Source organism: Paenibacillus sp. JZ16 (assembly GCF_015326965.1).
Taxonomy (GTDB): Bacteria; Bacillota; Bacilli; order Paenibacillales; family Paenibacillaceae; genus Paenibacillus_AQ.
Genome location: NZ_CP017659.1, coordinates 1,274,018 through 1,299,465, shown reverse-complemented (window position 1 = coordinate 1,299,465; position 25,448 = coordinate 1,274,018). Strand labels below are relative to the sequence as shown.

Sequence of the window (25,448 nt, the reverse complement as noted above, 5' to 3'; positions counted from 1 at the left end):
ACTCTCGCCGTGTAGGCGCACGTTGTCCGTTTTTTACAATCTTTTGATAGAGCCATCGGCGAAAATATGTAAGAGGTAACGATGATGATGCATAGGAGGTAATGCGATTATGAAGGCACGTATATCCGTTCTTACAATCGGCGTTGATGACCTGGAACGGTCATTGAAGTTTTACCGTGATGGACTCGGCCTATCGACCGAAGGGATTATTGGTACGGAATTTGAACATGGGGCTGTAGCATTTTTTGACTTGCAAGCAGGCGTGAAACTGGCGATATGGAATCGCAAGGATCTGTCAGTTGAGGCGAATGTTCCTCTATCTCCTCCGAGTTCCTCGGAGTTTACCATCGGTCACAACGTCGGCAGCAAGGAAGAAGTGGATGAGGTGATGGAGCAAGCCAGCAGGGCGGGTGCGACGGTAACCGTGCCGGCACAAGACACATTCTGGGGGGGCTACTCCGGCCACTTTCTCGATCCGGACGGGCACTTATGGGAGATTTGCTGGAATCCTGCCTGGCATCTTGATATTTCGTAACGGATGTGATAAATTAATCAACGATTGTTGTGCAACTGAATAAACATATTTACATGTATAACCTCATTAATATGGTCTGAGGGTCTCTACCAGGAACCGTAAAATCCTGATTACAGAAAATGTTTCTCATTTTTTGTAATCAGGATTTTTTGTTGTTTATAAGCAAATATGACATCGAAGAAAGGGGATTCCATTCCAGATGAATCTAAAAGTATTAATTCTAGCGATATCAACGATATCCGTCGGGCTGGTTGAACTTATTGTTGGCGGAATACTCCCGCTTATCGCGGACGACTTGCATATTTCACTCGGTGCGGCTGGTCAGCTCATTACCGTGTTCGCCCTGGTCTATGCCGTAGCTGGACCGGTTCTCCTTGCGCTGACGGCAAGAGTGGAGCGGAAACGGCTCTATATGATTTCTTTATTCGTTTTCTTCATCGGTAACTTGCTGGCTTATCTAAGTCCAAGTTTTCCGCTGTTAATGGCTGCCAGAATATTAACCGCCATGAGCACAGCGCTGATTATCGTGTTATCGTTGACCATTACCGCCAAGGTGGTTGAGCCTGCACATCGGGCGAAAGCATTAGGCGTGATTTATATGGGGATCAGCTCGTCATTGGTGCTTGGCGTACCGCTCGGCATTTTGATCAGTGAAGCTTTTGGATGGAGGATATTATTCCTCGGTATCGGCATTCTGTCGATTGGCTCCATGATCTTGATCTATATGTTCCTGGATCGGATCAAGCCTGAAAATATCACACCGTTATCCGTTCAGCTCAAGGCGCTCGGCAAATCGAAAATCGCTGGAGCGCATCTCGCCACCTTGTTCATGCTTGCAGGGCACTACACCATTTATGCATACTTCACGCCGTTTCTTGAATCGGAGCTTGGGCTGAGTCCGTACTGGATCAGCATCTGTTACTTCCTGTTCGGACTATCCGCAGTCGGCGGTGGGGCGTTTGGAGGCGCCCTCGCCGACCGGCTGGGCTCGAACAAGAGCATTGTAATCATCATTACGTCATTCATGCTGGTGCTGTTTCTACTCCCGTTCTCTACATTCTCAATCGGCGTATTTTTAGTCGTGATGATGGTATGGGGTGCATTAAGCTGGAGTCTGGCTCCTCCGCTGCAGAATTATTTGATTCAAGTGGATCCGGGCTCGTCCGATATCCAGCAGAGTTTTAACAATTCCGCGCTGCAAATCGGTATTGCACTAGGATCTGCTATCGGTGGCCTCGTGTTAGAGCAGGGAGGTACCGTAGCGAGTACGTCTTGGGTAGGCGGAGGAATCGTCATGGTGTCGCTAATTTGCGCCCTGTATTCCTTAACGAGACCTGCGCTCTCGTTGAAAACAAGCAAATAGTCCATTTCTGCAAATCAAAAGGCAGCTGCGACCGCGCAGCTGCCTTTTTTTCTTCATTGGAAGCATAAGGGATAAACTCGAGCTGCAGGCAAAGATACGGTTGCGTTTCAAGCAGTTATGTAGAATGGGTGGAATTGACACCGAATCAAAATAACCTTAATATTAAATTGTTTCCTATGAATAAATATTTGGATAGTTCATTTGAATACAATCTTAATTTATGGGTTTATATTTATTCTCGTGAAACAATAATCCAAAGTAAAGGAGGCGTAGTATGGCTGGATGACTAAAAATATCTTTTCTTTCCGGGGTGTAACTTCTATTGTATACTCATATTGTTTCTTGCGAAACGAACTTTGGTTATAATGAAAAAAACAATGAGTCGAGGAGCTTGCATAATCATGAGTACGAACAAAATGATAAAAAACACTATCCATGAAAATTTCATTCAATTTCTGCAACAAAAAGAACAATATGAGAACCGGTTAAGCAGCTCTTTTATCGAAGAACTCCGGAAAATAATAGAGATAGAATCCACCTTAAACATAACGGAACTGCATACGATCGCGTGTATTGGGGAGCAAGAACCGATTAATGTCACTTCCATTGCCGAGACCATGAACTTAAGCAAAGGGAACACCTCGAAGATAACCAATAAATTATTGAAGGCGGGGTGGGTGCGCAAAGCCCAGCTCAATGATAACAAAAAAGAAGTGTACTTTCGGTTAACAGCGGCCGGAAAAAGGCTTTTTGCCATCCATGATGAGTTCCATATCAAGGAGCAGGAGAGGATGAACGAGTTTTTGGAAAGATATAGCGATTCCGAGCTTGACTTCATTAAGCGGTTATTTGGAGATTTGGCTGACTTTTATCATTAAGAATATGTTCGCTGTTGCGATCCTTGAGGAGAGTTGGAGGGGGATTCAAGCGTGCAATGGCTGGGGAGTGAAAACATGAATTTCATGAAGACGATTAGAGAACGAAGAAGCATCCGCAAGTTTAACTCCATCCCCGTGGACCAGGAGCTGGTGATAGATTTACTCTACGCTGCACGGCAGCTTTACCCTTCCAGAGAGGAAGTGGCCTTCCGAAGCGTTTATGCGGGGACGGCGGATGCGAAGGAACGTTTGGCTTCCAGTATGCTGGAACCCTTGGTGAAGAACAGGCTGGTTAAATGGCTGCCGGAGAAGGTTCGGGATTTCGTTCGGAAGAGGGTCACTGATATACCTGGCCACCTCATTATTATTGCCTCTACTGATGCGGACAGAAGGAAAAGTGATATGAATTATGCAGCGGTCTGCGGGATCATGCAAAATTTTCAGCTTCTTGCCTGGCAGCGTCGGCTCGGTACATTGTGGGACACCGAACCGATGATGCAGAGCAAGGAATTATTCGATCTGTTGAAACTGCAGCCCAATGAGAGACTGGTTGGTATTTTTCATCTGGGTTATTTCGATAAGGCTCCAAGAGGCAGAGCACGAACACAAGCAGAAAAGAAATGGACGATATTAACGAGCGGAGGAGGGGGCATTGGATGAGTTATAGCGCTAGACCCGTTTCCGAGAATCATATTTTGGAATTGTTGAATGTTGCTGTATGGGCTCCTAATGACGGAATGCGGGAACCTTGGCGGTTTATATTTATCGGTTCTGACAACACAAACGTGCTATCTAATTTACAGGATCAGGCTCCGGCGTATCTGATATTGGTCATGAAGGAAGATCAGGATCCGCATAAAAGAGAAGAGGATTACGCAGCGGCAAGCTGCCTCATGCAAAATTTCCGTCTGCTTGCTCAGGATCGCATGCTCCATGTACGAATGACGATGAATGACTGGATTTATGATAGAGCATGCACCCGTCGATTTGGTGTTCATGATGGTGAACGGATCGTTGCCGTGCTGGAAATGGGATATGGTGGACAATCCATAGAGCCTGTGAAGGTAGGGGTAGAGGACACACCTGACCTTACCTTTGAGTTGTTGTAGATGATGCCCTGCAAGCCTACGATAAGGATCACATGATATACTCACAAGAGTCGCCAAATAGGCGGCTTTTCGTATTTTTATGTATCACTAACGGCGCATGAATATAGACAGTCGTAGCTGCTATTGAACGCTGATGATCTGGGAAGATTCACGCTGTCTCATAGTATGGAAGCAAATAGGCAGGAAAGTACTTGTTGTTCGTTGAATATATCCGAATACATACTGCAATCGCAGGAGGAGAACAACATGAAGTCGATCACCGTTCAAAGTATTACGGAAATTTTTCATTTGGAAGTATTGGCAGGAGCCAATCGCATGGATCGTATGATTACCCGTCCACAGACGCACAGGCCGGGGCTGGAGTTTGTCGGGTATTTCGATTTTTTTCCTATGGAGCGCGTGCAGGTGCTCGGTCGCAAGGAAATCAACTATTTACTGACGCTTACCATAGAAGAACGCAAGTTACATATCGGGAATATCGTCAAATATCATCCGCCGTGCTTTATTGTCACGTCAGGACAGCAGGAGATTCCTTATCTGACCCTTTTCTGTAACCAAGAGGGCATACCGTTATTGCGGACAACAGAGACGACTACGGAATTTATCGCCAAGTTGGACAGTTATTTGGTGAAGACATTGGCACCGGAGATGTCAATCCATGCGGTATGTGTGAATGTATCGGGCATAGGAATCCTGCTTCGGGGTAAATCCGGGATTGGCAAAAGCGAGACAGCTCACACCTTGATCAGACGAGGTCACCGGTTTGTGGCAGACGATATAGTTGTGCTTAAAAAGCTGGGGCCTTCGACTCTTCTTGGCACACACAATGAGACGACCCGCGAGTTTCTGGCGCTGCGAAGCATCGGTCTGATCAATGTCGTTCGTCAATACGGGCGCACGGCATTTCAGGACGAAACGCGAATCGTGCTCGATATTGAGCTGTCGCCTTGGCGTGAAAATTCCCTGAACAACGAGCTGGAGGCGGTGCCTCAGTTTACAGAGTATTTAGGCATTCAAATTCCGCATATCGAGGTTCAACTTCAGCCGGGACGCGACGTCGCCAGTCTGATCGAGGCGGCGGCCAACAATTGGTATCTGAAACAACTCGGATACAGCGCGGCTGAAGACTTTATGAAACGGATCGAAAACGAAATGCAGTCGTAAAGTGGCGCTAGACACAAACAACTGAAACGTTCAATCCCGTATTTGTCGTCAATGATGCTCGAGCCGCGATTATGGTTTGATTATCCCTTCCGCGTTCTACTCCGCTGTCAGCAGCATATATTTTCTGAGAATAACGCTATTGGGAGGGGCAAGATCAATGAGTGATCCCTTGTATGAGCACCGGTTTTGGCTACAGATTCTTGGCGACCACTGTCGTTTTATTTTTACCGCACTTTCCCCCAAGGAAAAAGGGGATATCGCTACAGCAGAGTCCTTAATGGCTAGATTTGATATGCTGCTTGGGGAGTCGCGGCGACCCGATGCCTCCACATTCATCGAGAAACTGACGAAGGATGCCTATAAAGCCACTTATGAACTGCGCGAGTTCAAGCTGAAATTGCTGGAACGACAGCTTGCAGGCAAAATTGATTTTCTTCTGACACCTTCCTTTGTCAATCATATGGTAAATGAATTGGAGGAATACCTGCGGATATTACAGGCGTTACAAGAAGGTAAGGGCGTACCTCTGTTTCATCCCTTGCACTATGATATGGTTTGGCTCCAGGATGCATTTGGTCATGCAGCAAGCCTGGCGGCCGATCTTGATTTTGCTGAAAAGCCGTTAATTGCAAAAAGCATGGCGTTTCAAAAAGATTTTGAAGGCTTTTATCTAAAGGCGGTAGAAATGACGGGTTATTTAAGGACCCATTTAAAGGATTTTCCTGCTATGCGTAAATTCCACGCTGATATAGATCTGGAAATGAGGGTGTTCATGCACTTTTTGGCAGAACTCGAAGAATTTGAACTGCGCGGGGAGGTGCTGGACCGGATTAATCCGCTGATGCCAGATCATATGTATCGTGAAGAGTGCTACTATTTGTCCAAGTTGGCTGCCCTGGGTGAAATACAGAATCCGAACTGCGATCCGACAAAGCCGAGAGTCACGGGTTGAAGAATAGTAACGTAAGCCATGCATCTGATCGAAAGCTTGTCTAGCAATGCATGCTAATGAGGTGCCTCAGGAACTAAGCAGGGTAGCCCGCGAACTATGAAGATAATCGGACGCCCCCAGTACGCCGCAATAAGATGCGATAGTTTCAATGGATTTTGGAGCAGTTTGCCAGCATCAAAATGAAAGGAGCCGCAAAATTGCGGCTCTTTTTCACTTATAAGGTGATCCTCATCAACAATTTCTTCAACAGGGACATAGGAATTTAATAAAAGGAATTGAATGAATTCGGACGAATACTTTCAATAGATCATCTCGTTGATGGGAAACTGCAATGCGTTATTAGTCAGTGGGTGCCGTCCCGATAAAGTGGAGTTGACCAAAACCAAGAAAGCGCGGGGTGTAGTTGAAGGGGGAAAAGTGATGAATTCGAGTCAAAATCTGGGAAGGCCGAATGTTCTGCTCATTACAGTCGATCAGATGCGCTTTGATTGTCTCAGCATAGCGGGTCATCCTGTCGTCGAGACGCCTAATCTGGACGAGCTTGCGAGGACTGGTGTGCGGTTTAGCCGTGCATATTCAGCCACACCGACCTGTGTGCCTGCAAGGGCAGCCATATTCACCGGGCAATCACAGCGGGCACATGGCCGGGTCGGCTACCAGGACTGTGTGCCATGGGAGTACAAGAGAACGCTGCCGGGGGAACTGGCCGGTGCCGGTTATCATACACAGTGTATCGGAAAAATGCACGTCTACCCCGCACGAAATCTGATGGGGTTCCACAATGTCATGCTCCACGACGGTTATCTGCATCACAACCGTAATTACCATAGTATTCCGATGCAGGAGCATTACGATCAAGTCGATGATTATTTGCCATGGCTTCGTGAGAGAGTGCCCGGCGCGGATATGCTTGATCTCGGTCTGGATTGCAACGCATCGACCGTCGCCCGTCCTTGGCATTTGGCAGAAATGCAGCATCCGACGAATTGGGTGGTAACACAGTCAATTGATTTTCTGCGTCGCCGGGATCCCGGAAAGCCATTCTTCCTGTGGATGTCTTTTGTCAGGCCCCATCCACCGTTCGATCCCCCACAGGCGTATCTGGATCTGTATGAGGATGCCGATATTCCGGAGCCGCCGGTTGGTGATTGGGCGCAGACGGAGGACCCCGAACTGGAAGGGTACTCCCCTATCACAGGGCGGGGACTGGTACCGAAACGCCGCTTGCGTAAAGCGATGGCTGCCTATTACGCCCTCATTACGCATCTTGATCACCAAGTTGGCCGCTTCTTGCAATCGTTGAATGAATATGGCGAGCTGCAGAATACCGTGATTCTGTTTACATCGGACCATGGTGAGCTGCTTGGAGACCACCATTTATTCCGGAAGTCTCTTCCGTATGAAGGAAGCACCCATGTGCCGTTTATCGTCAACGATCCGGGCAACCGATTAGGCTTGCAGCGCGGCATGGTGGCGGATCAAGTGGTGGAAATGCGGGATATTATGCCTTCGCTGCTGGAGGCGGCTGGCGTGCCTATACCGGATACGGTCGAAGGAGAAAGTATCTGGAGACTTGCCTCAGCAGGAAAGGAAGAAGGGCTAAGCACTCAGACTTGGCGTCATCATCTGCATGGCGAGCATGCACAAGGGGTGCAGTCCAATCACTGGGTGACCGATGGGAAGGAAAAGTACATTTGGTTCTCCCAAACGGGTGAGGAGCAATTTTTTGACCTGGTTCTTGATCCGCTAGAACTGCATAATGCGATTGCGGATGAAGATCGTCAAGATCGCATCAGATATTGGCGCTCTGTGCTCATACAAGAGCTCGATGGACGTGAGGAGGGGTATACGGATGGGCAGCAGCTGATCATAGGCCGGAAACCAACCGCAACACTATCCCATATCTTGAATGGAGCGGATCATATCCGATCAGATCGATTTTCTCCAGCGGAATTTTCCGTAAATCCTACCACCCAATAGAGGAGGATTCGGTTCTATTCTGATACAATGGAGATACATCCTTATAGAAACGAAGCTGAATATATGAAAATTGAACTAGGACAACAACAAATAGAATGTCATGTAGAATACGGCCCCCGCCAAAAGATGTCCATCCATATCGATCCTTCAGGTCTGGTTACGGTGAAGGCGCCGAATCATACAGGTGATGATGTCGTGATAAAGGCCGTAAGGCAGTATGGGGATAAAATTTTGAAACAACTGCAAGCGATTGAGTCTGCTCGAAATGCTCCGAAGGTGAAAGCATACGAAGAGAGTGGCAAGTTTCTGCATCTTGGCCAATATTATTCGCTTGATGAGTTAATTGAGACCCATGGGCTGACGGAAGATGCGCTCCAACATGAGCTGAAGAAGTTCTACTTTGCCAGCTGCAAAAAGGTGATCGGGGAGAGGATTAAGATCTATCAGAAGCAGCTGAAAGTCTCGCCTAAATCCTTCACCATTGAGGAGTCGCGAACGAAGTGGGGCAGCTGCAGCTCTTCTAAACATCTCACCTTCAATTACCGTCTTGCGATGGCGCCCCTTGAGGTCATTGACTATGTGGTCATTCATGAGCTCTGCCATCTCATTCACATGAATCATGATCGCTCTTTCTGGCGACTTGTTGGCAGCGTAATGAAGGATTACAAAGCGAAGGAAGCGTTCCTGGCGAAGTATGGACACGCCATGACTCTATAATATGATGGAGAACAAGCTTCACAGAATGCGTTAGCATGGACGTAAACAAGCAGCTGAGATCTGGCCAAACGAAACGAATCAAAGTCAATAACAAAAACACATGCAGCAAGGCCGAGCCGCCAATTTGGCGGTTTTTTTTGTTTATTATCCGTTAACTGCGGCGTTGTGTCTTTCCATATAATCCAAAACGATGTAATATCTAATTAGATATTAGTTTAATTTAACGATTATCTAATTGATGGATGTATGAAAGGAATGAAGATATGAGCACAGAGTTTTTCCTTGTCAGACATGCTGAAAAAGAAAAGCGAGTTGGAGATGTTTCCATTTCACCCGAAGGGATAAAGCAGGCTCGTAAAACGGCAAAACATTTTAATAAAATGTCCATTGATAAAATGATTAGCAGCCCGCTGAATAGAGCAACGCAGACCGCTCAGATTGTGGCTGAAGCAATTCATATAACCGTATCAGAGGACAGTCGCTTACGGGAACGTGCGAATTGGGGAGACTCGCCTGGTCAAACGTTTGAGGAGTTTGTTGAGATGTGGAATCGCTGCACCAAGGAACGAGACTATATGCCTCCAGTTGGAGATTCCGCAAAAAGAGCCGGTGAGCGGTTGACTTCCTGCTTATTAGAGCTGTCCCATCAACATCCATACGAAACCGTTGTTATTGTGACTCATGGCGGTTTGATCACAGACTTTATGGTAAACGAGTTTACCGAGGAAGAGTTGAACCATAAACACCCGAACTTTATCATTTCACAAAGTAATCTGGTCCCAGAATGTTCTATAACTCATATCAGGTGTTGTAATGGTCGTTTTACATTAATCGATTTTGCCAACACAGCGCACTTAACCCGTTGACAAAAATCCGAATTTCGGGTTTTATCAAGAATAAAACCAACAATAAGGCCCACAGAGGCTAACGAAAAGAGGCAGCATGATACAAGAGAGAGATGAAAGCCATTTCTTGCTTCTAACGAAATTGAAACTGCCCCAGCCCCATGATCAAACAGTTACGCGTCCCCGTCTGCTTGCGCGATTGAATGCGGGACTAAATCACAGGGCGACATTCGTGACGGCACCCGCCGGATACGGTAAAACGACGCTGGTCAGTGATTGGGCCAGGCAACTGGACCGCCCCGTCGGGTGGTTATCGCTGGATGACAAGGATAATGACCTCATAAGATTTTGGAACTACTTCATGAAAGCGATCGAGCAGGCTGTCGGTAGTTTGTCAGACTTCGTCCGTACTTCAAACGCAATGCTGAACCCGGGCCAATACGAGCCGTTTATGGTTGCATTGTTAAACGAATTGAACGACTTGAATAAGCCGGTTATCCTGATACTGGATGACTGGCATGTCATACATAATATGGATATCCAGGCGTCCGTTTCGTATTTTATAGAGTATTTGCCTTCCTGCGTGCATCTTTGTTTCACTAGTCGAAGCATCCATGGATTTCTGAAGTCGAGATGGATTAGTCGGGACTGGATCCAGGAAATCCATACCCAGCATTTGTGTTTCAATTTGCAGGAGACAGTGGATTTTTTCCACATCGTGGAGATGGGGGAGCTGCAGAGGGAGCAGATTGAACGAATCCAATTCCAGACCGAGGGCTGGGTGACAGGGCTTAGGCTGATCTCGTTGTCTATTCATGAAGATGAGGGGAGGGGAGCTTTCAAGTACGTACATTCCAACCCCGAACGTGTCGAGCTTTATTTATTCGAGGAAGTATTTGAATCGTTGGATAAGCCAACGAGGCAATTTCTGTTGAACGTCTCTATTTTACAGCGGATGAACGGGCAGCTATGTAAGGTTGTAGCTGGCGAACACGGTGCACGGATGCTGGCGGAGCTGGAAAAACGCAATATGTTCCTTATCCCGCTGGATGAGGACAGGGACTGGTACCGATTTCACCATGTATTTGGCGAGTTTCTGCTGAAGCAGCAGCGACGCCTGGATCCGGCTAAGACGAATGTGCTCTTCCAATCGGCCGCAGCCTGGTGTGAATCGCAGGGATTGCTCGAAGAAGCGATAGATTACTACTTGGCTGGTACTTATTATTCGGAAGCGATCCATTTGCTAGAGCAGATGAGAAGTTTAATGGTCCGCCGGGAATTCTCGACCATGAAGGTTTGGTTGTCGGCGATTCCCGAGGAACTGCTTATGCAGTATCCTTATCTCTTTTTTTCGTACATATTTTCGTTATTGTGGTCTCAAGAACTGGAGCTGTCGGAACGGTATTTACAGCTAGCAGAGAAGCATTATGCTGCTTCCTCGGCAAGCTGGAGTCCGGAAGAGAAGGATCGCTATTTGGGATACTTGTATTATGTCAGGAACTTTAAAGCAACCCAATACGACATGGACATGATCAAAGGGCTGGAGTATATCCGTCTGTCACTTCAGCATAGTCCTACAGGGACGGATCTGATCTTTGCATCTCCTCATATGCCGCTATCTCCTTCTATATACAGGTCATACAATGGCAAGCGGGGCCAGCATTTACCTCGGGTCCTTTCGGATACGTTCTTTTTGAGCATGATCGAATTCATGAAACCAATGGGTCTGCAGGACTCGGTCGTGGTTTGTTATGGCGAATTACTCTACGAACGCAACGAGCTGGAGCAGGCGGAGGATTACTTGAAGCTGGGATTACATGGGACGAGTCAGGCGCATTACCAACCAGAGAAGGTATACGTTCCCGCGAGTCTTTTCCTGGCACGGATCAGCACATCCAGGCAGGACATCAGTCAGGCCGAAAAATGGCTGGAAGAAGCCTATAGAAGGGCGATTGAGGATGGCGCTAAGGCAGCCCCTATCTTGCTCGATGTCGAAATGGCTCGTCTGCGAATGGAATCCGGAGACTTGTCCGCAGCTGTGCAATGGAGGGATCGTTACAAGGTCTCGTCGGATGATCCGGTATCCGTTTATCAGCTATTCGTCTATATCTTCCTCGTTAGGGTGTTGATGGTGACCGGGAACAGCCAGGAGGCATGGGCATTATCTGAGAGATTGCTGCATATCGCGGTGAAAGGACATCGTCCGATGGACGCCTTGGAAATCCAAGTGCTTCAGGCGATGATGCTGCAGGTGATGGATAAGCCGCAACAAGCGCTGCTCAAGCTGGAAGAGGCGCTTATATTTGCGAAACCCGATGATTATATCCGTGTGTTTGTTGATAAAGGACATCTGGTGGCACAGCTGTTAGGGGAATATGTCCAACATCGTCAAAAAGGGAACATTCGAGATAAAAACGCGCCTTCACTGGCCTATGTGAGGAGAATATTGTCCGCTTTCGGAGGAACAGCCGAATCTTCGGTACAAGGCAAAGCAACATTAGAAAAGCTTCTGACACCGCGCGAATATGCAATATTTCGTTATATGGAGGAAGGGATGGACAACTCGGCGATCGTTGAAACGCTCGGTATCGGAATGGGGACCTTGAAGGCGCACATCAACCGCATTTACAGCAAGCTGCAGGCGAAAAACCGGGTCGAGGCGATTACAAGAGGTCAAGAGTTTCAGGGTTAAACATCATAGGTTGTAACAGCAGGCTCGCCCGCACGGCGGGTCTCTTTTTTATGGTGTGAACTATAACCGGGCCTATAACCGGGGTTAGATTCGAACTCGCGAAAAATTCAATATAATGTTCATCGTGGCTACTGAATAACGAAAGGAAGAAAAGACCAGATGAGACGCATCTTCTCTATTTTGATGGCATTATTGCTCGTGATAGGCATCATCCCGTTTCAAGCATTCGCCCTTCCGAATGATCCCATGTCCGGTGATGGGACAGCGAACAATCCTTACATCATTACAACGTTAAATCAATTAAACGCCGTGCGTAATGATTTGAACGCTCATTACAGGCTCGGGGCGGATGTCGATGCTTCGGAGACGGCAAATTGGAGTAATGGGGCTGGCTTTGTCCCTATCGGCTACGACGGAAGCGGTAATAACCCGTTCACTGGTGTCTTCGATGGAGCGGGTCATGCCATCCGCAATCTGACCATTCATCAGCCCAAGCTGGACATGGTCGGCCTATTCGGGATGGTAGGCTCCAACGGGGTGATCGAACATATCGCTCTCGAAGGAGGTTCAATCATAGGAAACAGCCATGTGGGCGGGCTGGCAGGACGTAGCGATGGAACCATTCAACTATCCTACGTTACCGGAACGGTTAGAAGCCATATGGCCACCGTCGGAGGGTTGGCAGGATACAATGGCATTCACGGTAAAATAACTTCCTCCTACACTACGAATGCCGTCACCGGCGCCGATTATGTCGGTGGTTTGGTAGGGCGTAATGACGGGACGGTGAGTGATTCCTATGCTGCCGGAAGGATCAGTGGCGCCGCTATAGTCGGTGGGTTAGTAGGGGACAATGAAGGTGGAGAAATCATCCGGTCATACGCCACGGGTGCCGTCAGCGGGAGCGCTGGACACGTCGGCGGACTGGTCGGTTATAATATTTCTGCTCTTATTAGTCAGTCATATGCCACGGGAACTGTCCATGGTGAAAGTGCTGTCGGCGGTCTTGTGGGCAGCACAGGCCACGGATCGATTGTTCAGTCATACGCCACCGGCTACGTTAGCGGGCGCGATCAATCTGTGGGCGGTCTGGTTGGGAGTAATAGTGGGATATTGAGCGGCAGTTTTTGGGATGCTGAAACTGTCGGCTTAAATAGCGCCTGTGGATACGATACATACGGAAAGTGTACCGCGAGCAGCCTCACTACTGCACAGGCACTAACCCAATCGAGCTATTCGGGCTGGGATTTCAACAATGACTGGTTTATGGTCGAAGACTCGACGCGACCATTCCTTCGCTCCGAATGGTCGGCAGCAATTGGGAACTCGCATCAACTGCAACTGATGGCCATGGATCTGTCGGCGAATTACACACTGACGCAGGGGATTGATTTCGACACGACGTTCACTGACAACACTCGCTCCGATATGTGGGCGACGAGCACAGGGAACGGTTTCGGCTTTGAACCTATCGGTAATGACAGCACTCCGTTCACGGGTACGCTCGACGGCCAAGGATATGATATTACAGACCTATATATCAACAGGAGCAGTTTAATGAGCGTCGGAATGTTCGGTAAAATTTCTGGTGGTGAGGTTCGAGACGTTCAATTAAAGAACGGGAATGTCACCGGCGGCCTTCAGACAGGCATGCTGTCGGGACAGAACGGCCCCGGCAGTCAGATTATAAAGGTCCATGTAACAGGAAATGTTACCGGAGCAGACAAAACAGGTGGTCTGGTCGGGAATAACGACGGAACGATCGGCAGTTCTAGCTCGAGTGCTGCGGTCAATGGAATGCACGAAGTCGGCGGTCTGGTCGGAAAGAACGGCATGGGGAGTGTTACTGAGGCTGTGTATGCTACCGGGAGCGTTAGCGGAAACAGCCACATCGGTGGATTGATTGGCTTGAATGCGGGTCTCGTTAATAAGGCATACGCAACGGGTCAAGTTGATGGTCAATTCAATGTCGGCGGATTGGTCGGACTCCATGATATGAATAGCGAAGTTAACCAGTCCTTCGCCGCCGGGAGCATTACCGGAATGGATTTTGTCGGAGGCCTCGTGGGTCGGAATGAGAGCGGCAAGGTGAATGATTCGTACGCGATCGGTTCCGTTAGCGGTCGTTCTGATGTTGGCGCACTCGTGGGAAGGAATATCGGTAATATCAAGACTTCTTATGCCGTCGGCAGTGTAACCGGCAGCGGCGAAGTCGGCGGCCTGATCGGAAGGGAATTCGGCAAGGTTACCGCGAGCTTCTATAATAAGGAAATGACGGGGCAATCCGATACTGGCAAAGGTGAACCGCGGGTTACATCAGAAATGAAACAGTATAACCTCTTCGGGACCGAGTGGGACTTCAGCGGAATCTGGGTGTTACAGGAGGGAGCCATGTTTCCTGTTTTACAAGGAATTGCAGCGAACCTCGAATGGGATGTGGCTCCGCCAACCATCTCTAGTGCGAAGATCGAAAGCGGGCATCCGAACAGCGTCATTGTGACCTTTGATGAAGCTGTCAATCTCACTAACGCCGGGGGAATTGCAATTACAACGGACGGGAAGCTTTCTACGATTACTCGGGTGAACGGATCGGGAACGGATACGCTTGTTTTTAACGTAGAGAAAGCAATTGAAGAAGACCAGCAAGTTCTCCTGTCCTACGATAAACCATCCGGAACCATTTCCGACCTGGCAAACAATGCGTTGCTCAGTTTAACAGATCGAATGGTCGATAACCTGACACGTCCCGTTGACCATACACCTCCATCCATCGCTATTACGATGACCACGGCGGATGGAATGGAATACGTTGATCGCACATGGAGCAATCAAATGGTTAACGTAAGTGCAGAGGCATCTGACGAGTCTGGCGTCACTTCATTTACGTATTCGCTAAATGACGGAGTGTCGTGGAGCCCTTATTTATCTGATATCGTCCTCCGCGATGAAGGTGTTCATAACATCTCGTTCCAAGCCCTCGATACAGCGGGCAATGAATCGATTGAACGACGCACAGTCTGCATCAGCACAACCGGAATCACATTGACACCTACACTAGTGAAGGCGGACGGAAGTGAATATGCGAGCGGTGAATGGAGCAGCTCGAGCGTAACCTTGAGCGTCTATGCTGAATCGGCAGTCAGCGAGATCTCCAATCTGACCTATACGCTGAACGGGGGGCTTTCACAAGTCTACGAGAACGAAGCACCCATCGATATTTCGAGCGAAGGCGAGACGAACATTCGATTTGAGGCGTCCAATCAAGCAGGCAATACGTTATTCCTCGACATCATGGTGAAGATTGACCATACGCCGCCATTGATTACGATTTACCCTAATGGAAGCGAAATGCAGGTTGCATCGGTAACACCGAGGGTGACAGTAATTGATTCTGGAAGCGGTATAGATAAAGCCTCGCTGGAGTTTCAGTGGACGACCGATTCGTCCATACCAGCCACAGGCTGGAGACCGTTTGCGAACGAGGCCACGCTTATGAAAAACGGCGTTGACGGTGACTGGTACTTGCATGTAAGAGCACAAGACCAAACAGGTAATGCCGTTAACGTGACGTCCAGCCGGTATCGTTTGATAACGCAGAAGGCGAGTGAAGCAAGCGATTCAAATCTCACTAACGTTAGCCATGTATGTTCACTGCCGAGCACCGTCTATGTTGTAGACCTGGAAGGGAGAACCATTGCTTTTGAAGGGGGACAGATTCTCATCCCTGCTAAAGCACTGAATCGACCATTTTGTTTATCCATAAATCTAACGCTTCCAGATGGTGATAAATTTCTTCTGTCTGGAGGAGAGCGAGTAGTTAGTAAAGTCGTTGAGTTTAAGAAAGATGTAACCGGAACATTCGATCAAGACGTAACCATCAGCCTGAAATTTGACCCCAACACCATACGAAAAGGCAGTCATGAGCTCCATCTCCGTCAGTTTAACGAAGATACGAAGGAATGGGTAGCGCTGGATAACGTCAACATGAACTGGGATGCAGGGACAATAAGTGGAACTACCGACCATTTTACTCCCTTTGTGATTTTTGCGAGAACGATTGTGCCTGTTGAAATCGGTGTTGCGTTTACCGATATAAAAGGTCATTGGGCGCAAAAGAACATTGAGAATCTCGCAGAAAAAGGTGTTGTGAACGGTTATACAGACGGAAGCTTCAGACCTGACCGTATGATGAGTCGAGCAGAATTCACAGCGATCTTGGTTCAAGCATTGGGTCTCACTAGTAAAGGTAATAAGGAATTCGCTGATACAACGGATCATTGGGCGAGGCAAGTCATTTCAACAGCTTATGCTTACGGAATTATTCAAGGATACGATTCGGTTACCTTTGGCCCCGACGATTTCATTACGCGCGAAGAAATGGCGCAAATGGTGGTTCAAGCATTTCAATTGGACGATGCGCTTACCAGCAAAACCTTTGCCGATCAGGATAAAATTGCGGCTTGGGCACGGAAAGCGATGATGATTGCAGTAGATTATGGAATCATGAAGGGTTATCCCAACAACATGTTGAAACCCCAATCTCATGCTAGCCGTGCTGAAGCGATTACCGTGATTTGGCGCGCCATCGAGGTAAAATAAAAAGGCGTGGATTAACGAGTGTTGAATAAAAGAAGGACTTGTTGGCATGTAGCCACAAGTTCTTTTTTCTGTGGGCGGTCAGTCAACGCCCCCTCATCATGTAAGTATGATAAAGTAGAACTCAGCAGACAAATATGTTGTCTCCCGGCTAGTGTTCGAATATATATAACTGAGTTTATTGATGCGACAGGTGAAAGGAGGAAATATGTTAACGACACAGCAACTACAAGAGATTGAACAATTGCAAAAAGAGTGTGAAATTCATGATCATGTACAACTGAAGCTTAACTGGGACATGCTTAGAGAACGCAAAACGGAGCCGTTCGATTATTTTCATTATGATGAGAATGGCGAACTTATAGCATTTTTAGGTCTGTATGCGTTTGGTTCTACTGTCGAGGTATGCGGCATGGTAAAGCCAAGTGAACGTCGAAAAGGACATTTTGGGCGGTTGTTTCACCTGGCAATGGAATATGTAAAATCAAATGGATACAAGAAAATCTTGCTGAACGCGCCTGCGGGATCCGATGCGGCAGTATTCTTTTTGAATAAACAAGGTGCTGAATATGCATTCTCGGAGCATCAAATGGAATGGCGGCATACACCTCTGGAGGACACGGACGATATTCTTCTGAGACAGGCAACTGAAGAGGATTTCGAAATGAGCGTTCATTTATCCGTAACGGCGTTCGGATTGGACGAGGATGACGCCAGAGCGATGGAAAACCACCGTTTTGCGGATCATGTGGATATGCTCATGATTGACGTGAACGAAGAAACGGTTGGAAAACTTCGGGTGAGCCGTGAAGAGGGGCAGGCGTGGATTTATGGTTTCTCCATTTTGCCGGAATATCAGGGCAGAGGCATAGGCAGAAAAGCGCTTCGCCAAGTCGTTAAAGAGCAAAGCTCTGCCGGTTATACGGTACACTTAGAAGTCGAAACGAGAAACGACCATGCTTTGAGATTATATGAGTCGGTTGGATTTGAGGCAGTGCATGTACAAAATTATTATAAATATGAATGCAAATGACAAAATGATATAAGTGCAGAAAAGTCGCCATTAGGGCGACTTTTTCATTTTAACTGCGAATCTTCAATTTAACGTATATCTATTGAAGTCTATTTATTCTGCCGATAATGAAGGTGCGTATATTTTTGATCATTCAGGAGGAATTATCATGAAAAAAACAGTCATCCTGCTCACCAGTGCGGCACTGATGTTTGCAACCGCCGCAGGCACGATCTCAGCCAAACCGGCTAACACCCCAGCTGGCAAGACAAGTAACGTGGCATCGCCAAAAGGACCTAAAGAAAAAGAAACTCGAAATGAAGAGCATCAAATCGATGAAGTCGAGGCATCGGTTACGACCAGCAAAGAAGAAGACCAAGTGGATGATTCCGCACCTTCAGAAACAGAGAGCACAAACGACAGCTCCACCGATAAAGCGGACGCCAAGAACAAAGGGCACCAAGGATACAAAGGTTTGCTAAATGCTATTCAAAACGTAGAAGATAAACCGGCAGGCGCCGTTTTAGCGAATATTTTGCTTACCGAATATGCGGCCAAGCTGACGGACGAGCAACAACAACAGCTGGAAGCCATTATTGAAAAGGACAAGGCGTTAGAAGCGGCTGCGGGCATGCTTGAAACAAACGGTAACGTAACTGACGCTGTGTATTTGCAAGAAGAAGCCATTCAAGCAAATTTTAAAAATCTGGATCTATACAAAACCTTGGGTAAGCTCAACAAAAAGGCAGGTAAAAAGAATGGGGTTCAGCTGTATGTGAACGGCGAAGCTTCTGACACCGAGCCTTTTGTCAAAAAAGGCAATACCTATGTTCCTTTTCGCGCTATTGCCGAGGCTTTGGAAGCAGAGGTAATATGGGATCCTGAAAAGCGTTCCATCACCGTCACGAAGGACGGGGTGAGCATTCAACTCCTCATCGGCAGTAAAACAGCAACCGTTAATGGCAAGAAGGTCTCGTTGGATGCCCCGGCTACCGTTACCAAGGGCAATACGTATGTACCCGTACGCTTTATAAGTGAGGCATTGAATGCAACCGTCAAGTGGGAATCAGAAAGTCAGACCGTTGTTGTTTATGAAGAGGAAGCAGAATAGGTAAATTTCTTAGCCGCTGATTTGGAGTGTGATCAGCGGCTTTTTTGTTTAAATAAAGTCTTTGATAAAGAGGGGTATTTCGTCTGCCGAAAAGCCGTATGAGAATCAGGACTATACTTGATGCTAAATATGTGTACCATATGTTAAATTTTTTCAGTGTCTTCTTCATTGTAAACGCTTTAATATCGATTTATGACCGACTGAACAGGAGGGGGAGTTATGAAGGCTGCAGGACGTTTCTGTAGGGTGTTATGGATTGTCGTCATGATGGTGTCGGCAGCTGGATGTATGGCGGGGAGGAACGGAGCTGACAGCAGCATGTCCGAATCGGAACGACCGTTTGACAACGTGCGGATTACCGCATATATGGCCAAAAACCCAGTTGCGGATATCCTTCGCGCCCATCTTCCCGAATTCGAGAAGGAGACGGGCATCAAGGTTGATTTTCAAGCGTTGACCAATGAGCAGCTCAGCCAAAAGATGTTCGTTCAGATGACCGTAGGTAGCGAAAGTCCCGACGTGTTCATGATCCGGCCTTTGGAAGAGCTGAGTTTGTATGAGAACAATGGCTGGCTAACGCCCTTGGAATCGTATGCCGAATCGGATCCACGTTACGACTTTGCCGATTTTTCGTCAACGGCGCTGGAATCGGTAACGGTGAACGGAAAGCTGCTTGCCGTCCCGCTTTCAACCGAGCAGCAGATTCTATTTTATCGCAAGGATTTGCTGGAGAAAAAAGAAATCGAAGTGCCGCAGACTTTGGACGAGCTGGAAGGGGCGGTCAAGCAGGTGCACGATCCCGAGCGTGGCGTCTACGGTTTTGTTGCAAGAGGGCAGCGAAGCGCTCTCGTCACCCAGCTCTCGTCCTTCGTATACTCCGAAGGCGGAAATTTTACGAATGAGGATCAGGCGGTACTGAACTCAAAGGAAGCGGTCAAGGGTATTGAACGGTATGTAAGGCTCCTCGGAAAATATGGTCCACCGGATGTGCTGAACTACAGTTGGACTCAGTCCGCGGAGTTATTCGCTCAAGGAAAGGCGGCGTTTTTCACCGATGCCAGCGCGATCTACCCCATGCTCACGCAATCAGGACTGGCGAAGGAGAAGATTGGGTATGCGCTGTTTCCGGCAGGCGATGCCGGCCGCAAGCCCTACAGCACTACCGCTTGGGGCATCGCGATCAATGCGAAATCGGCCCGCAAGGATGCGGCCTGGGCTTTCATCGAGTGGGCCTCGGGCCGGGACATGGTGCTGCAAGCCCAGAGGATTGGTAACCCGGGAGCCCGGAGCTCGCTGTGGCATGACAAGGAAGGCATCTCCGGCTTTCCGGAGGAGCTGATTCCGGTGATCAATGAATCCATCCCGATCGGAATGAGCTATGATCGTCCAAAAGTCATTCACGTGAAGGAAGCACGGGACATTATCGGCAGCATCGTAGTGAAGGGACTCATCGGCGAAGATGTTGGGGTTGCTGCGGAGTCGGCAAACGTTCAATTGCAAGAACTTATCGACAGCGAGAAGTAGAGCGAATCGCTCTGACACGGGGGTATGTTTTTTGATGAAGCGGTTAAGAACAAGTACGTTTGCGAAGCTAACAACACTGCTGGCGGTCTTGGTTATTCCGATTATTTTGCTGTATGCCTACTCCCATCAGGTCAGCATCAACGTCGTTCGTTCGGCTGTGGAGGAGGGCCAGCGGAACCGACTGACGTTTTTCATGAGTCAGATGGACAACATGATCGATCAGCTAACCAAATATTCGGTGATTGCGAGCAATGATGACGGGATCAAGAGTTATCTGGCGGAGCGCTCACGAAGCACTCTCATGGAACGAATCGACAGCCAGCAGCGGATCACGGATATGTTGAATATGCAGATTGCAACGAGCAGCTGGGACAGCCAAATCCTAATGTACGTAATGCAGTATCAAGAATTGCTGACTACCGACTTGTCGGCAAGGTATGATGCCGAATACTTGGCTCATGCCCATGAGCAGAACTGGTCTTATCATCGGGATTCGCGAGGACAAGCTTTTTTCAGCTGGATGAGAACGTCCGCTTCTTCACAGGATCTGATCGTGGAGGTCCGTTTCACCGACCAGAATCTGGTCAATATGCTGAATCGGTTGAAACAGGATGGGGACAGCGAGCCCTTCCTGTATGCACCTGACGGAACTGTTATTGCCAACAGCACATCGGTCGAGGAGACGATACAAATGGCGGCCGGCATCCTGAACGAGATGCAGCTTGGGGAAGAGGGCAGCCGAATCGTGCAATCCGGGCAGGGCAAATATGTAATGAATTACGTCTTGTCCAGCAGTTTGGGCTGGTATCTGGTGGATTTCGTCCGACTGGACAGCGTTTATTCGCCGATCACTTTAAGCAGCACCCTCTTTTACATTTCCGTATCGCTCCTGCTTGTTCTCGTCTTACTGCTGACATTGTTGTTGTACCGCAATGTTCAGCGTCCGATTTCCCGCCTGCTTCATGCGGTAAGAAGGATCAGGGACGGTCAATATATGACGCGTCTGAAGGATGTGCCGAAGAACGAATTCATGTATCTGTTCCATTCCTTCAATAATATGGCGGAGCAGATCGAGGAGCTCATCGAACGGGTATACAAAGAGTCTTTGCGATCCAAGGAAGCCACGCTTAAGCAGCTCCAATCGCAAATTAACCCTCACTTCCTGTATAACTGCCTGTTTTACATCAAGAACATGGCAAATCTCGGTGAGAAGGAAGCTGTCGTAGCCATGGCTCTGAACTTGGGGGAGTATTACCGGTACACGACTCGACTGGAAAATCCGACCGCGCCGCTTGAAGAGGAAGTGAAGCTGGTGGACAATTATTTAACGATTCAGATGCTGCGACTTCAGCGCCTAACCTTCGAGATCGAGGTTCCCGAAAGCATGATGCAGCTGGAGATTCCGCGTTTATTGCTCCAGCCTATCGTGGAGAATGCCGTCATTCATGGCGTTGAGGATCAATTGGATTTTGCGATGATTCATATTTCCGGAGAAACCGAAGGGAGTCGATGCAGAATCAGAATTGACAACAACGGCCAGGGCATGGACGTTGGCATCATCGACAAGCTGAAGCGGCAGGTCGAGGAGCCTTTGAACGAAAGCGGGGGATTCGGTCTGTGGAACATTCATCAGAGACTGATCACCCGGTACGGCAAACATGCGGGTTTGACCTTCTCGGAATCGCCGTCAGGAGGGCTTCGCGTAGAATTATGCTGGGAAGATCCAAGTAGGGCAAGGGGGGGATGATGTTGTATACATTGCTGATTGTTGATGATGAAGCAAGCGTAGTAGAGGGGCTGGCGCATACGATACCTTGGCAGACAATCGGGATTGATGAGGTGCGCAAGGCATACTCCGCTTTCGAAGCGCTGGAAATACTGCAGACGCAGCCGGTCGACATTATGATTTCCGACATCACGATGCCACGGATGAACGGGCTCGAGCTTATCGAGATCACGAGATCGAGATGGAAGAAGATCAAAACGATCCTGCTGTCCGGTTATGCCGAGTTTGCTTACGCGAAAGAAGCTATAACGCTTGGCACTTACGAATACCTGCTTAAACCCGTCAGCGACGAAGTCGTGCTTGAAAAAGTAGGCGGAGCTGTGGAATCGCTGCGGCAGGAGCGTGAGTCCAGCGAAACCTACAACCGTGCGGTTCAGGCTTTTCGAGCTAATCTGCCTCAAATTCGAGGCGAATTTCTGAATCAGCTGCTTCAAGGCATGAAATCACCGAAGAACGTTTGGGCCGAAAAACTGGAGCTGCTTGAAATGAAATCCGCCATCGGCAATCAAGCGGCCTTGATGCTCGTACGGATGGAGGACCGCTTGACGGAAATGAGTCCTTATGACTCCTCCATCATGGAGTACGCGATCGGTAACATGGCGGACGAGATCTTCGGGGAACGGTTTCGGTTGTGGCGATGCAGGGACATACACGGATATCTCGTCTTTTTTGTTTTTGTAAGCGATGAATCGGCGGACAGGATGCACCCCCATGGGCATGCACAGGAAAATGAACTCAAGCATCTCGCGGCGCAGTTACAGATGAACGTCAGCCGTTACCTGAAAGGAACGATCTCCGTCCTGATAGGAAAACGAGGTTTCTTTCCGGAAGATGTCCGAAAGCTGTACCAGGACAGTCTTTTCGCTTTGCGCCGCCATATCGGCAGTCACAGTGATATGTTCGTTTACGCAGAAGATGAAGAGGAGCTTCATCCGGTCCGTTCCTTGCAAAAGTGTTATGAGCCCCCGCTTCTCCCTCATTTGCTGGAATCCGGCAGTTGGAAGCAGATCAAAGAGAAGCTTGAGCAGATCCTCAAGGAATTGTCGCTCGCGCACAGCCAATCGCAGGAGCATGTAATCGAAGCCTTTTTCTTTATATACTCCTCGTTAAGTGCCTATGCGCACAAGAACGGACGCAGTCTGGCCGATATTGTCGGAGCGTCCCTTGCGGACGTAACGGGACTGTCGCAATGCACAACCGCGGCCACGCTCGGCAAATGGGTGGGTCAAGTGCTGCCTCTACTGGAGTCGAGCGCAGAACAGGCAACGCGCAGCGACCGGAGCGCTTCCGTGTCCCGGATGAAACGGTTCATACGGGACCATCTGTCTCAGGATATTTCTCTTCAAGCCATTGCGGATCATATGTATATGCATCCGGTTCACGTGTCCCGCCTCTTTAAAATGGAGACCGGATCGAACTTAAGTGATTATGTGCTCCGGTTGAAGATGGAGCAAGCGGCCGAACTGCTGGCCGACCACTCCTTGAAGAGCTTCGAAGTTGCCCTGAAGCTGGGATACCACAACCCGAACTATTTTATTCGGGTGTTCAAAAAGTATTATTCCGTGACGCCCCAAGAATACCGAAACAGCTTGGAAGCCGGAAAGCCCTAATAAAGCCTGTATGCCGTCCGTTTCCAGCCATGCGTTTGCGCTGGAAGCGGGCTTTTTTTTGTGTAATTCGGCCGCTGTTTTCGATTGCGGCATCATGTTAAGTAAGGAGAGCGGATGTTAAGCCTATATCATTTAACCCTGTTTATGAAGCCCTTACAATGAATGGTGTAAGGACATTCCACTATATGAGGGGTGAACATAATGAAGATGAAGAAAAACTCCATTCGCTGGGTAACGGCAGCTTTAGCCATGATATTGATGGCAGGGTGCAGCGTAGGAGGAACGGGAGGCAGCGGATCGGGAAACGTCGATCCGGGGAAGAAAACCCTGACATTTTGGATGAAGAAGCAGATGTTCGAAGAGCAGAACCAGATGATCCAAGAGAGGGCAAAACAGTTCGGGGAAGAGCATGATGTGAATGTCAACGTGGAGTTTATCGCGTACGAGGATTTTTATCCGAAATGGTCGGCAGCCATCGAATCGGGTACAACGCCGGACGTCTCCTTCTTCGGCTACCAGGAAGTCGGACAATTCTATGCCAAGGACGTTCTAGAGGATGTTTCCGACGTTGTGGGTAGCGTGGAGAACGCAAACGGGGAAATACAGGACAGCTTGAAAACCTCCGTAACGTTCGAGGACAAGTTATACGGAGTTCCGTTCTGGACCGAGTCCACGGCCTTATATTACCGTAAGGACATGCTTCAGGCTGCCGGATACAGCGAGCCGCCTGGAACCTGGGAAGAATTCCGCGAAATGGCGAAGGCACTTTCGGATCCTTCCAAAGGGATATACGGTGCAGGACTCGGTTATGGGAAAGGCAATTCGGATGCCGAATGGCTGACCCGGGCGATCATCTGGTCCTACGGAGGTTCCCTCGATATCGAGGACGGCAAGAACGTGGCGGTGAATTCGCCCGAAACTCTTCAGGCGGTTCAGTTGATCAGGGACATTTTCATCGAAGATAAGGTGACGCCTCCAAGCTCTATCGGATGGGATGACAGCGGCAATAACAAATCGTATTTAAGCGGCCAATCGGCCATGATCTTCAACGTCGGCAGCTTGGCTGCGACGATCAAGAACGATAATCCCGAATTGTACGAGAATACAGGGATCGCCATGCTGCCCGCAGGACCGAAGGGAGCTGTAGTGCCTGGCATTAGCAACAATCTGGGCATATTCAAGGCATCCCGGAACAAGGAGCTCGCCAAATCCTTCATCGAATATATGACGGACAAAACGTGGTACGGCCAGTGGGTGCAGAACGGGGCTCCATTGACCGGTCCGATCTACACGGATCTGGCAAACGAGTCCGTCTGGCAGGAGGAGAAGAATAAAGGATTCGTCGACTCCATCGCACATTTCGCTTTCCTTGGATACCCTGGGGAGTATAACCCGAAAGCTGGAGAGATTTATAACCTTCGATATGTCAACGACGTCTTCCAAAAAATGCTGCTGGATTCAGGCTTCACGGCCCAGCAAGCAGTGGACGAATTACAGAGTAAGATCGAGGCGGTATACGCGAAGTAGGGTTATGACTTAACCGCGCATCAGGCTACCGCAGTCCGAATACAAGG

At 48.5% G+C, this 25,448-nt stretch carries 18 protein-coding genes and 1 riboswitch; all 18 genes read left to right on the top strand.

Features of this window, described 5'->3' with window-relative positions; translation table 11 throughout:
* Nucleotides 1-109: 109 nt before the first annotated feature.
* Nucleotides 110-535: a VOC family protein gene (locus tag BJP58_RS05695; RefSeq protein ID WP_194543159.1), complete on the top strand. Its 426-nt coding sequence runs from the start codon at nt 110-112 to the stop codon at nt 533-535.
* Between the two features lie 33 nt (nt 536-568).
* Nucleotides 569-668, top strand: a riboswitch (purine riboswitch).
* Between the two features lie 66 nt (nt 669-734).
* Entirely contained in the window at nt 735-1,898 is a 1,164-nt protein-coding gene (locus tag BJP58_RS05690) for an MFS transporter (RefSeq protein ID WP_194543158.1), read from the top strand.
* Between the two features lie 401 nt (nt 1,899-2,299).
* The gene (locus BJP58_RS05685; protein WP_194543157.1) at nt 2,300-2,776 is read left to right on the top strand and encodes a MarR family transcriptional regulator; all 477 of its coding nucleotides are present in this window, start codon (nt 2,300-2,302) and stop codon (nt 2,774-2,776) included.
* A 51-nt stretch (nt 2,777-2,827) separates the two neighbouring features.
* Nucleotides 2,828-3,436, top strand: coding sequence for a nitroreductase family protein (locus BJP58_RS33550; protein ID WP_233354978.1), 609 nt, complete (start codon nt 2,828-2,830; stop codon nt 3,434-3,436).
* Nucleotides 3,433-3,885, top strand: coding sequence for a nitroreductase family protein (locus tag BJP58_RS33545; protein WP_233354977.1), 453 nt, complete (start codon nt 3,433-3,435; stop codon nt 3,883-3,885). Before BJP58_RS33550 ends, BJP58_RS33545 begins: the two co-directional genes overlap by 4 nt.
* Before the next feature lie 246 nt (nt 3,886-4,131).
* On the top strand, nt 4,132-5,049 hold the full coding sequence (hprK, locus tag BJP58_RS05675; protein WP_071218491.1) for an HPr(Ser) kinase/phosphatase: 918 nt from the start codon (nt 4,132-4,134) through the stop codon (nt 5,047-5,049).
* A 157-nt stretch (nt 5,050-5,206) separates the two neighbouring features.
* On the top strand, nt 5,207-6,001 hold the full coding sequence (locus tag BJP58_RS05670) for a DUF2935 domain-containing protein (RefSeq protein WP_194543156.1): 795 nt from the start codon (nt 5,207-5,209) through the stop codon (nt 5,999-6,001).
* A gap of 420 nt (nt 6,002-6,421) precedes the next feature.
* The gene (locus BJP58_RS05665; protein ID WP_194543155.1) at nt 6,422-7,981 is read left to right on the top strand and encodes an arylsulfatase; all 1,560 of its coding nucleotides are present in this window, start codon (nt 6,422-6,424) and stop codon (nt 7,979-7,981) included.
* A gap of 63 nt (nt 7,982-8,044) precedes the next feature.
* Nucleotides 8,045-8,698, top strand: coding sequence for a M48 family metallopeptidase (locus BJP58_RS05660; protein WP_194543154.1), 654 nt, complete (start codon nt 8,045-8,047; stop codon nt 8,696-8,698).
* Between the two features lie 263 nt (nt 8,699-8,961).
* The gene (locus BJP58_RS05655; RefSeq protein ID WP_194543153.1) at nt 8,962-9,564 is read left to right on the top strand and encodes a histidine phosphatase family protein; all 603 of its coding nucleotides are present in this window, start codon (nt 8,962-8,964) and stop codon (nt 9,562-9,564) included.
* 76 nt (nt 9,565-9,640) lie between these two features.
* Nucleotides 9,641-12,235 (top strand): winged helix-turn-helix domain-containing protein, encoded by a 2,595-nt coding sequence (locus BJP58_RS05650; RefSeq protein WP_194543152.1) that lies wholly within the window; start codon nt 9,641-9,643, stop codon nt 12,233-12,235.
* A gap of 183 nt (nt 12,236-12,418) precedes the next feature.
* The gene (locus BJP58_RS05645) at nt 12,419-16,834 is read left to right on the top strand and encodes an S-layer homology domain-containing protein (protein WP_194543151.1); all 4,416 of its coding nucleotides are present in this window, start codon (nt 12,419-12,421) and stop codon (nt 16,832-16,834) included.
* Between the two features lie 205 nt (nt 16,835-17,039).
* On the top strand, nt 17,040-17,864 hold the full coding sequence (locus BJP58_RS05640) for a GNAT family N-acetyltransferase (protein ID WP_194543150.1): 825 nt from the start codon (nt 17,040-17,042) through the stop codon (nt 17,862-17,864).
* A gap of 148 nt (nt 17,865-18,012) precedes the next feature.
* Nucleotides 18,013-18,954, top strand: coding sequence for a copper amine oxidase N-terminal domain-containing protein (locus tag BJP58_RS05635; protein ID WP_194543149.1), 942 nt, complete (start codon nt 18,013-18,015; stop codon nt 18,952-18,954).
* A 219-nt stretch (nt 18,955-19,173) separates the two neighbouring features.
* Nucleotides 19,174-20,478: an ABC transporter substrate-binding protein gene (locus BJP58_RS05630; protein WP_194543148.1), complete on the top strand. Its 1,305-nt coding sequence runs from the start codon at nt 19,174-19,176 to the stop codon at nt 20,476-20,478.
* Between the two features lie 34 nt (nt 20,479-20,512).
* Nucleotides 20,513-22,225 (top strand): histidine kinase, encoded by a 1,713-nt coding sequence (locus BJP58_RS05625; RefSeq protein WP_233354976.1) that lies wholly within the window; start codon nt 20,513-20,515, stop codon nt 22,223-22,225.
* The gene (locus BJP58_RS05620; protein WP_233354975.1) at nt 22,222-23,874 is read left to right on the top strand and encodes a response regulator; all 1,653 of its coding nucleotides are present in this window, start codon (nt 22,222-22,224) and stop codon (nt 23,872-23,874) included. The genes BJP58_RS05625 and BJP58_RS05620 overlap by 4 nt, the downstream gene beginning before the upstream one ends.
* A gap of 201 nt (nt 23,875-24,075) precedes the next feature.
* Nucleotides 24,076-25,401 (top strand): ABC transporter substrate-binding protein, encoded by a 1,326-nt coding sequence (locus BJP58_RS05615; protein ID WP_233354974.1) that lies wholly within the window; start codon nt 24,076-24,078, stop codon nt 25,399-25,401.
* Nucleotides 25,402-25,448 lie beyond the last annotated feature (47 nt).

What these genes read in the sequence shown, in the direction of transcription:
- BJP58_RS05695 (WP_194543159.1), top strand. Translation starts at nt 110, where the DNA reads ATGAAGGCACGTATATCCGTTCTTACAATCGGCGTTGATGACCTGGAA.
- BJP58_RS05690 (WP_194543158.1), top strand. Translation starts at nt 735, where the DNA reads ATGAATCTAAAAGTATTAATTCTAGCGATATCAACGATATCCGTCGGG.
- BJP58_RS05685 (WP_194543157.1), top strand. Translation starts at nt 2,300, where the DNA reads ATGAGTACGAACAAAATGATAAAAAACACTATCCATGAAAATTTCATT.
- BJP58_RS33545 (WP_233354977.1), top strand. Translation starts at nt 3,433, where the DNA reads ATGAGTTATAGCGCTAGACCCGTTTCCGAGAATCATATTTTGGAATTG.
- hprK (WP_071218491.1), top strand. Translation starts at nt 4,132, where the DNA reads ATGAAGTCGATCACCGTTCAAAGTATTACGGAAATTTTTCATTTGGAA.
- BJP58_RS05670 (WP_194543156.1), top strand. Translation starts at nt 5,207, where the DNA reads ATGAGTGATCCCTTGTATGAGCACCGGTTTTGGCTACAGATTCTTGGC.
- BJP58_RS05665 (WP_194543155.1), top strand. Translation starts at nt 6,422, where the DNA reads ATGAATTCGAGTCAAAATCTGGGAAGGCCGAATGTTCTGCTCATTACA.
- BJP58_RS05660 (WP_194543154.1), top strand. Translation starts at nt 8,045, where the DNA reads ATGAAAATTGAACTAGGACAACAACAAATAGAATGTCATGTAGAATAC.
- BJP58_RS05655 (WP_194543153.1), top strand. Translation starts at nt 8,962, where the DNA reads ATGAGCACAGAGTTTTTCCTTGTCAGACATGCTGAAAAAGAAAAGCGA.
- BJP58_RS05650 (WP_194543152.1), top strand. Translation starts at nt 9,641, where the DNA reads ATGATACAAGAGAGAGATGAAAGCCATTTCTTGCTTCTAACGAAATTG.
- BJP58_RS05645 (WP_194543151.1), top strand. Translation starts at nt 12,419, where the DNA reads ATGGCATTATTGCTCGTGATAGGCATCATCCCGTTTCAAGCATTCGCC.
- BJP58_RS05640 (WP_194543150.1), top strand. Translation starts at nt 17,040, where the DNA reads ATGTTAACGACACAGCAACTACAAGAGATTGAACAATTGCAAAAAGAG.
- BJP58_RS05635 (WP_194543149.1), top strand. Translation starts at nt 18,013, where the DNA reads ATGAAAAAAACAGTCATCCTGCTCACCAGTGCGGCACTGATGTTTGCA.
- BJP58_RS05630 (WP_194543148.1), top strand. Translation starts at nt 19,174, where the DNA reads ATGAAGGCTGCAGGACGTTTCTGTAGGGTGTTATGGATTGTCGTCATG.
- BJP58_RS05625 (WP_233354976.1), top strand. Translation starts at nt 20,513, where the DNA reads ATGAAGCGGTTAAGAACAAGTACGTTTGCGAAGCTAACAACACTGCTG.
- BJP58_RS05620 (WP_233354975.1), top strand. Translation starts at nt 22,222, where the DNA reads ATGATGTTGTATACATTGCTGATTGTTGATGATGAAGCAAGCGTAGTA.
- BJP58_RS05615 (WP_233354974.1), top strand. Translation starts at nt 24,076, where the DNA reads ATGAAGATGAAGAAAAACTCCATTCGCTGGGTAACGGCAGCTTTAGCC.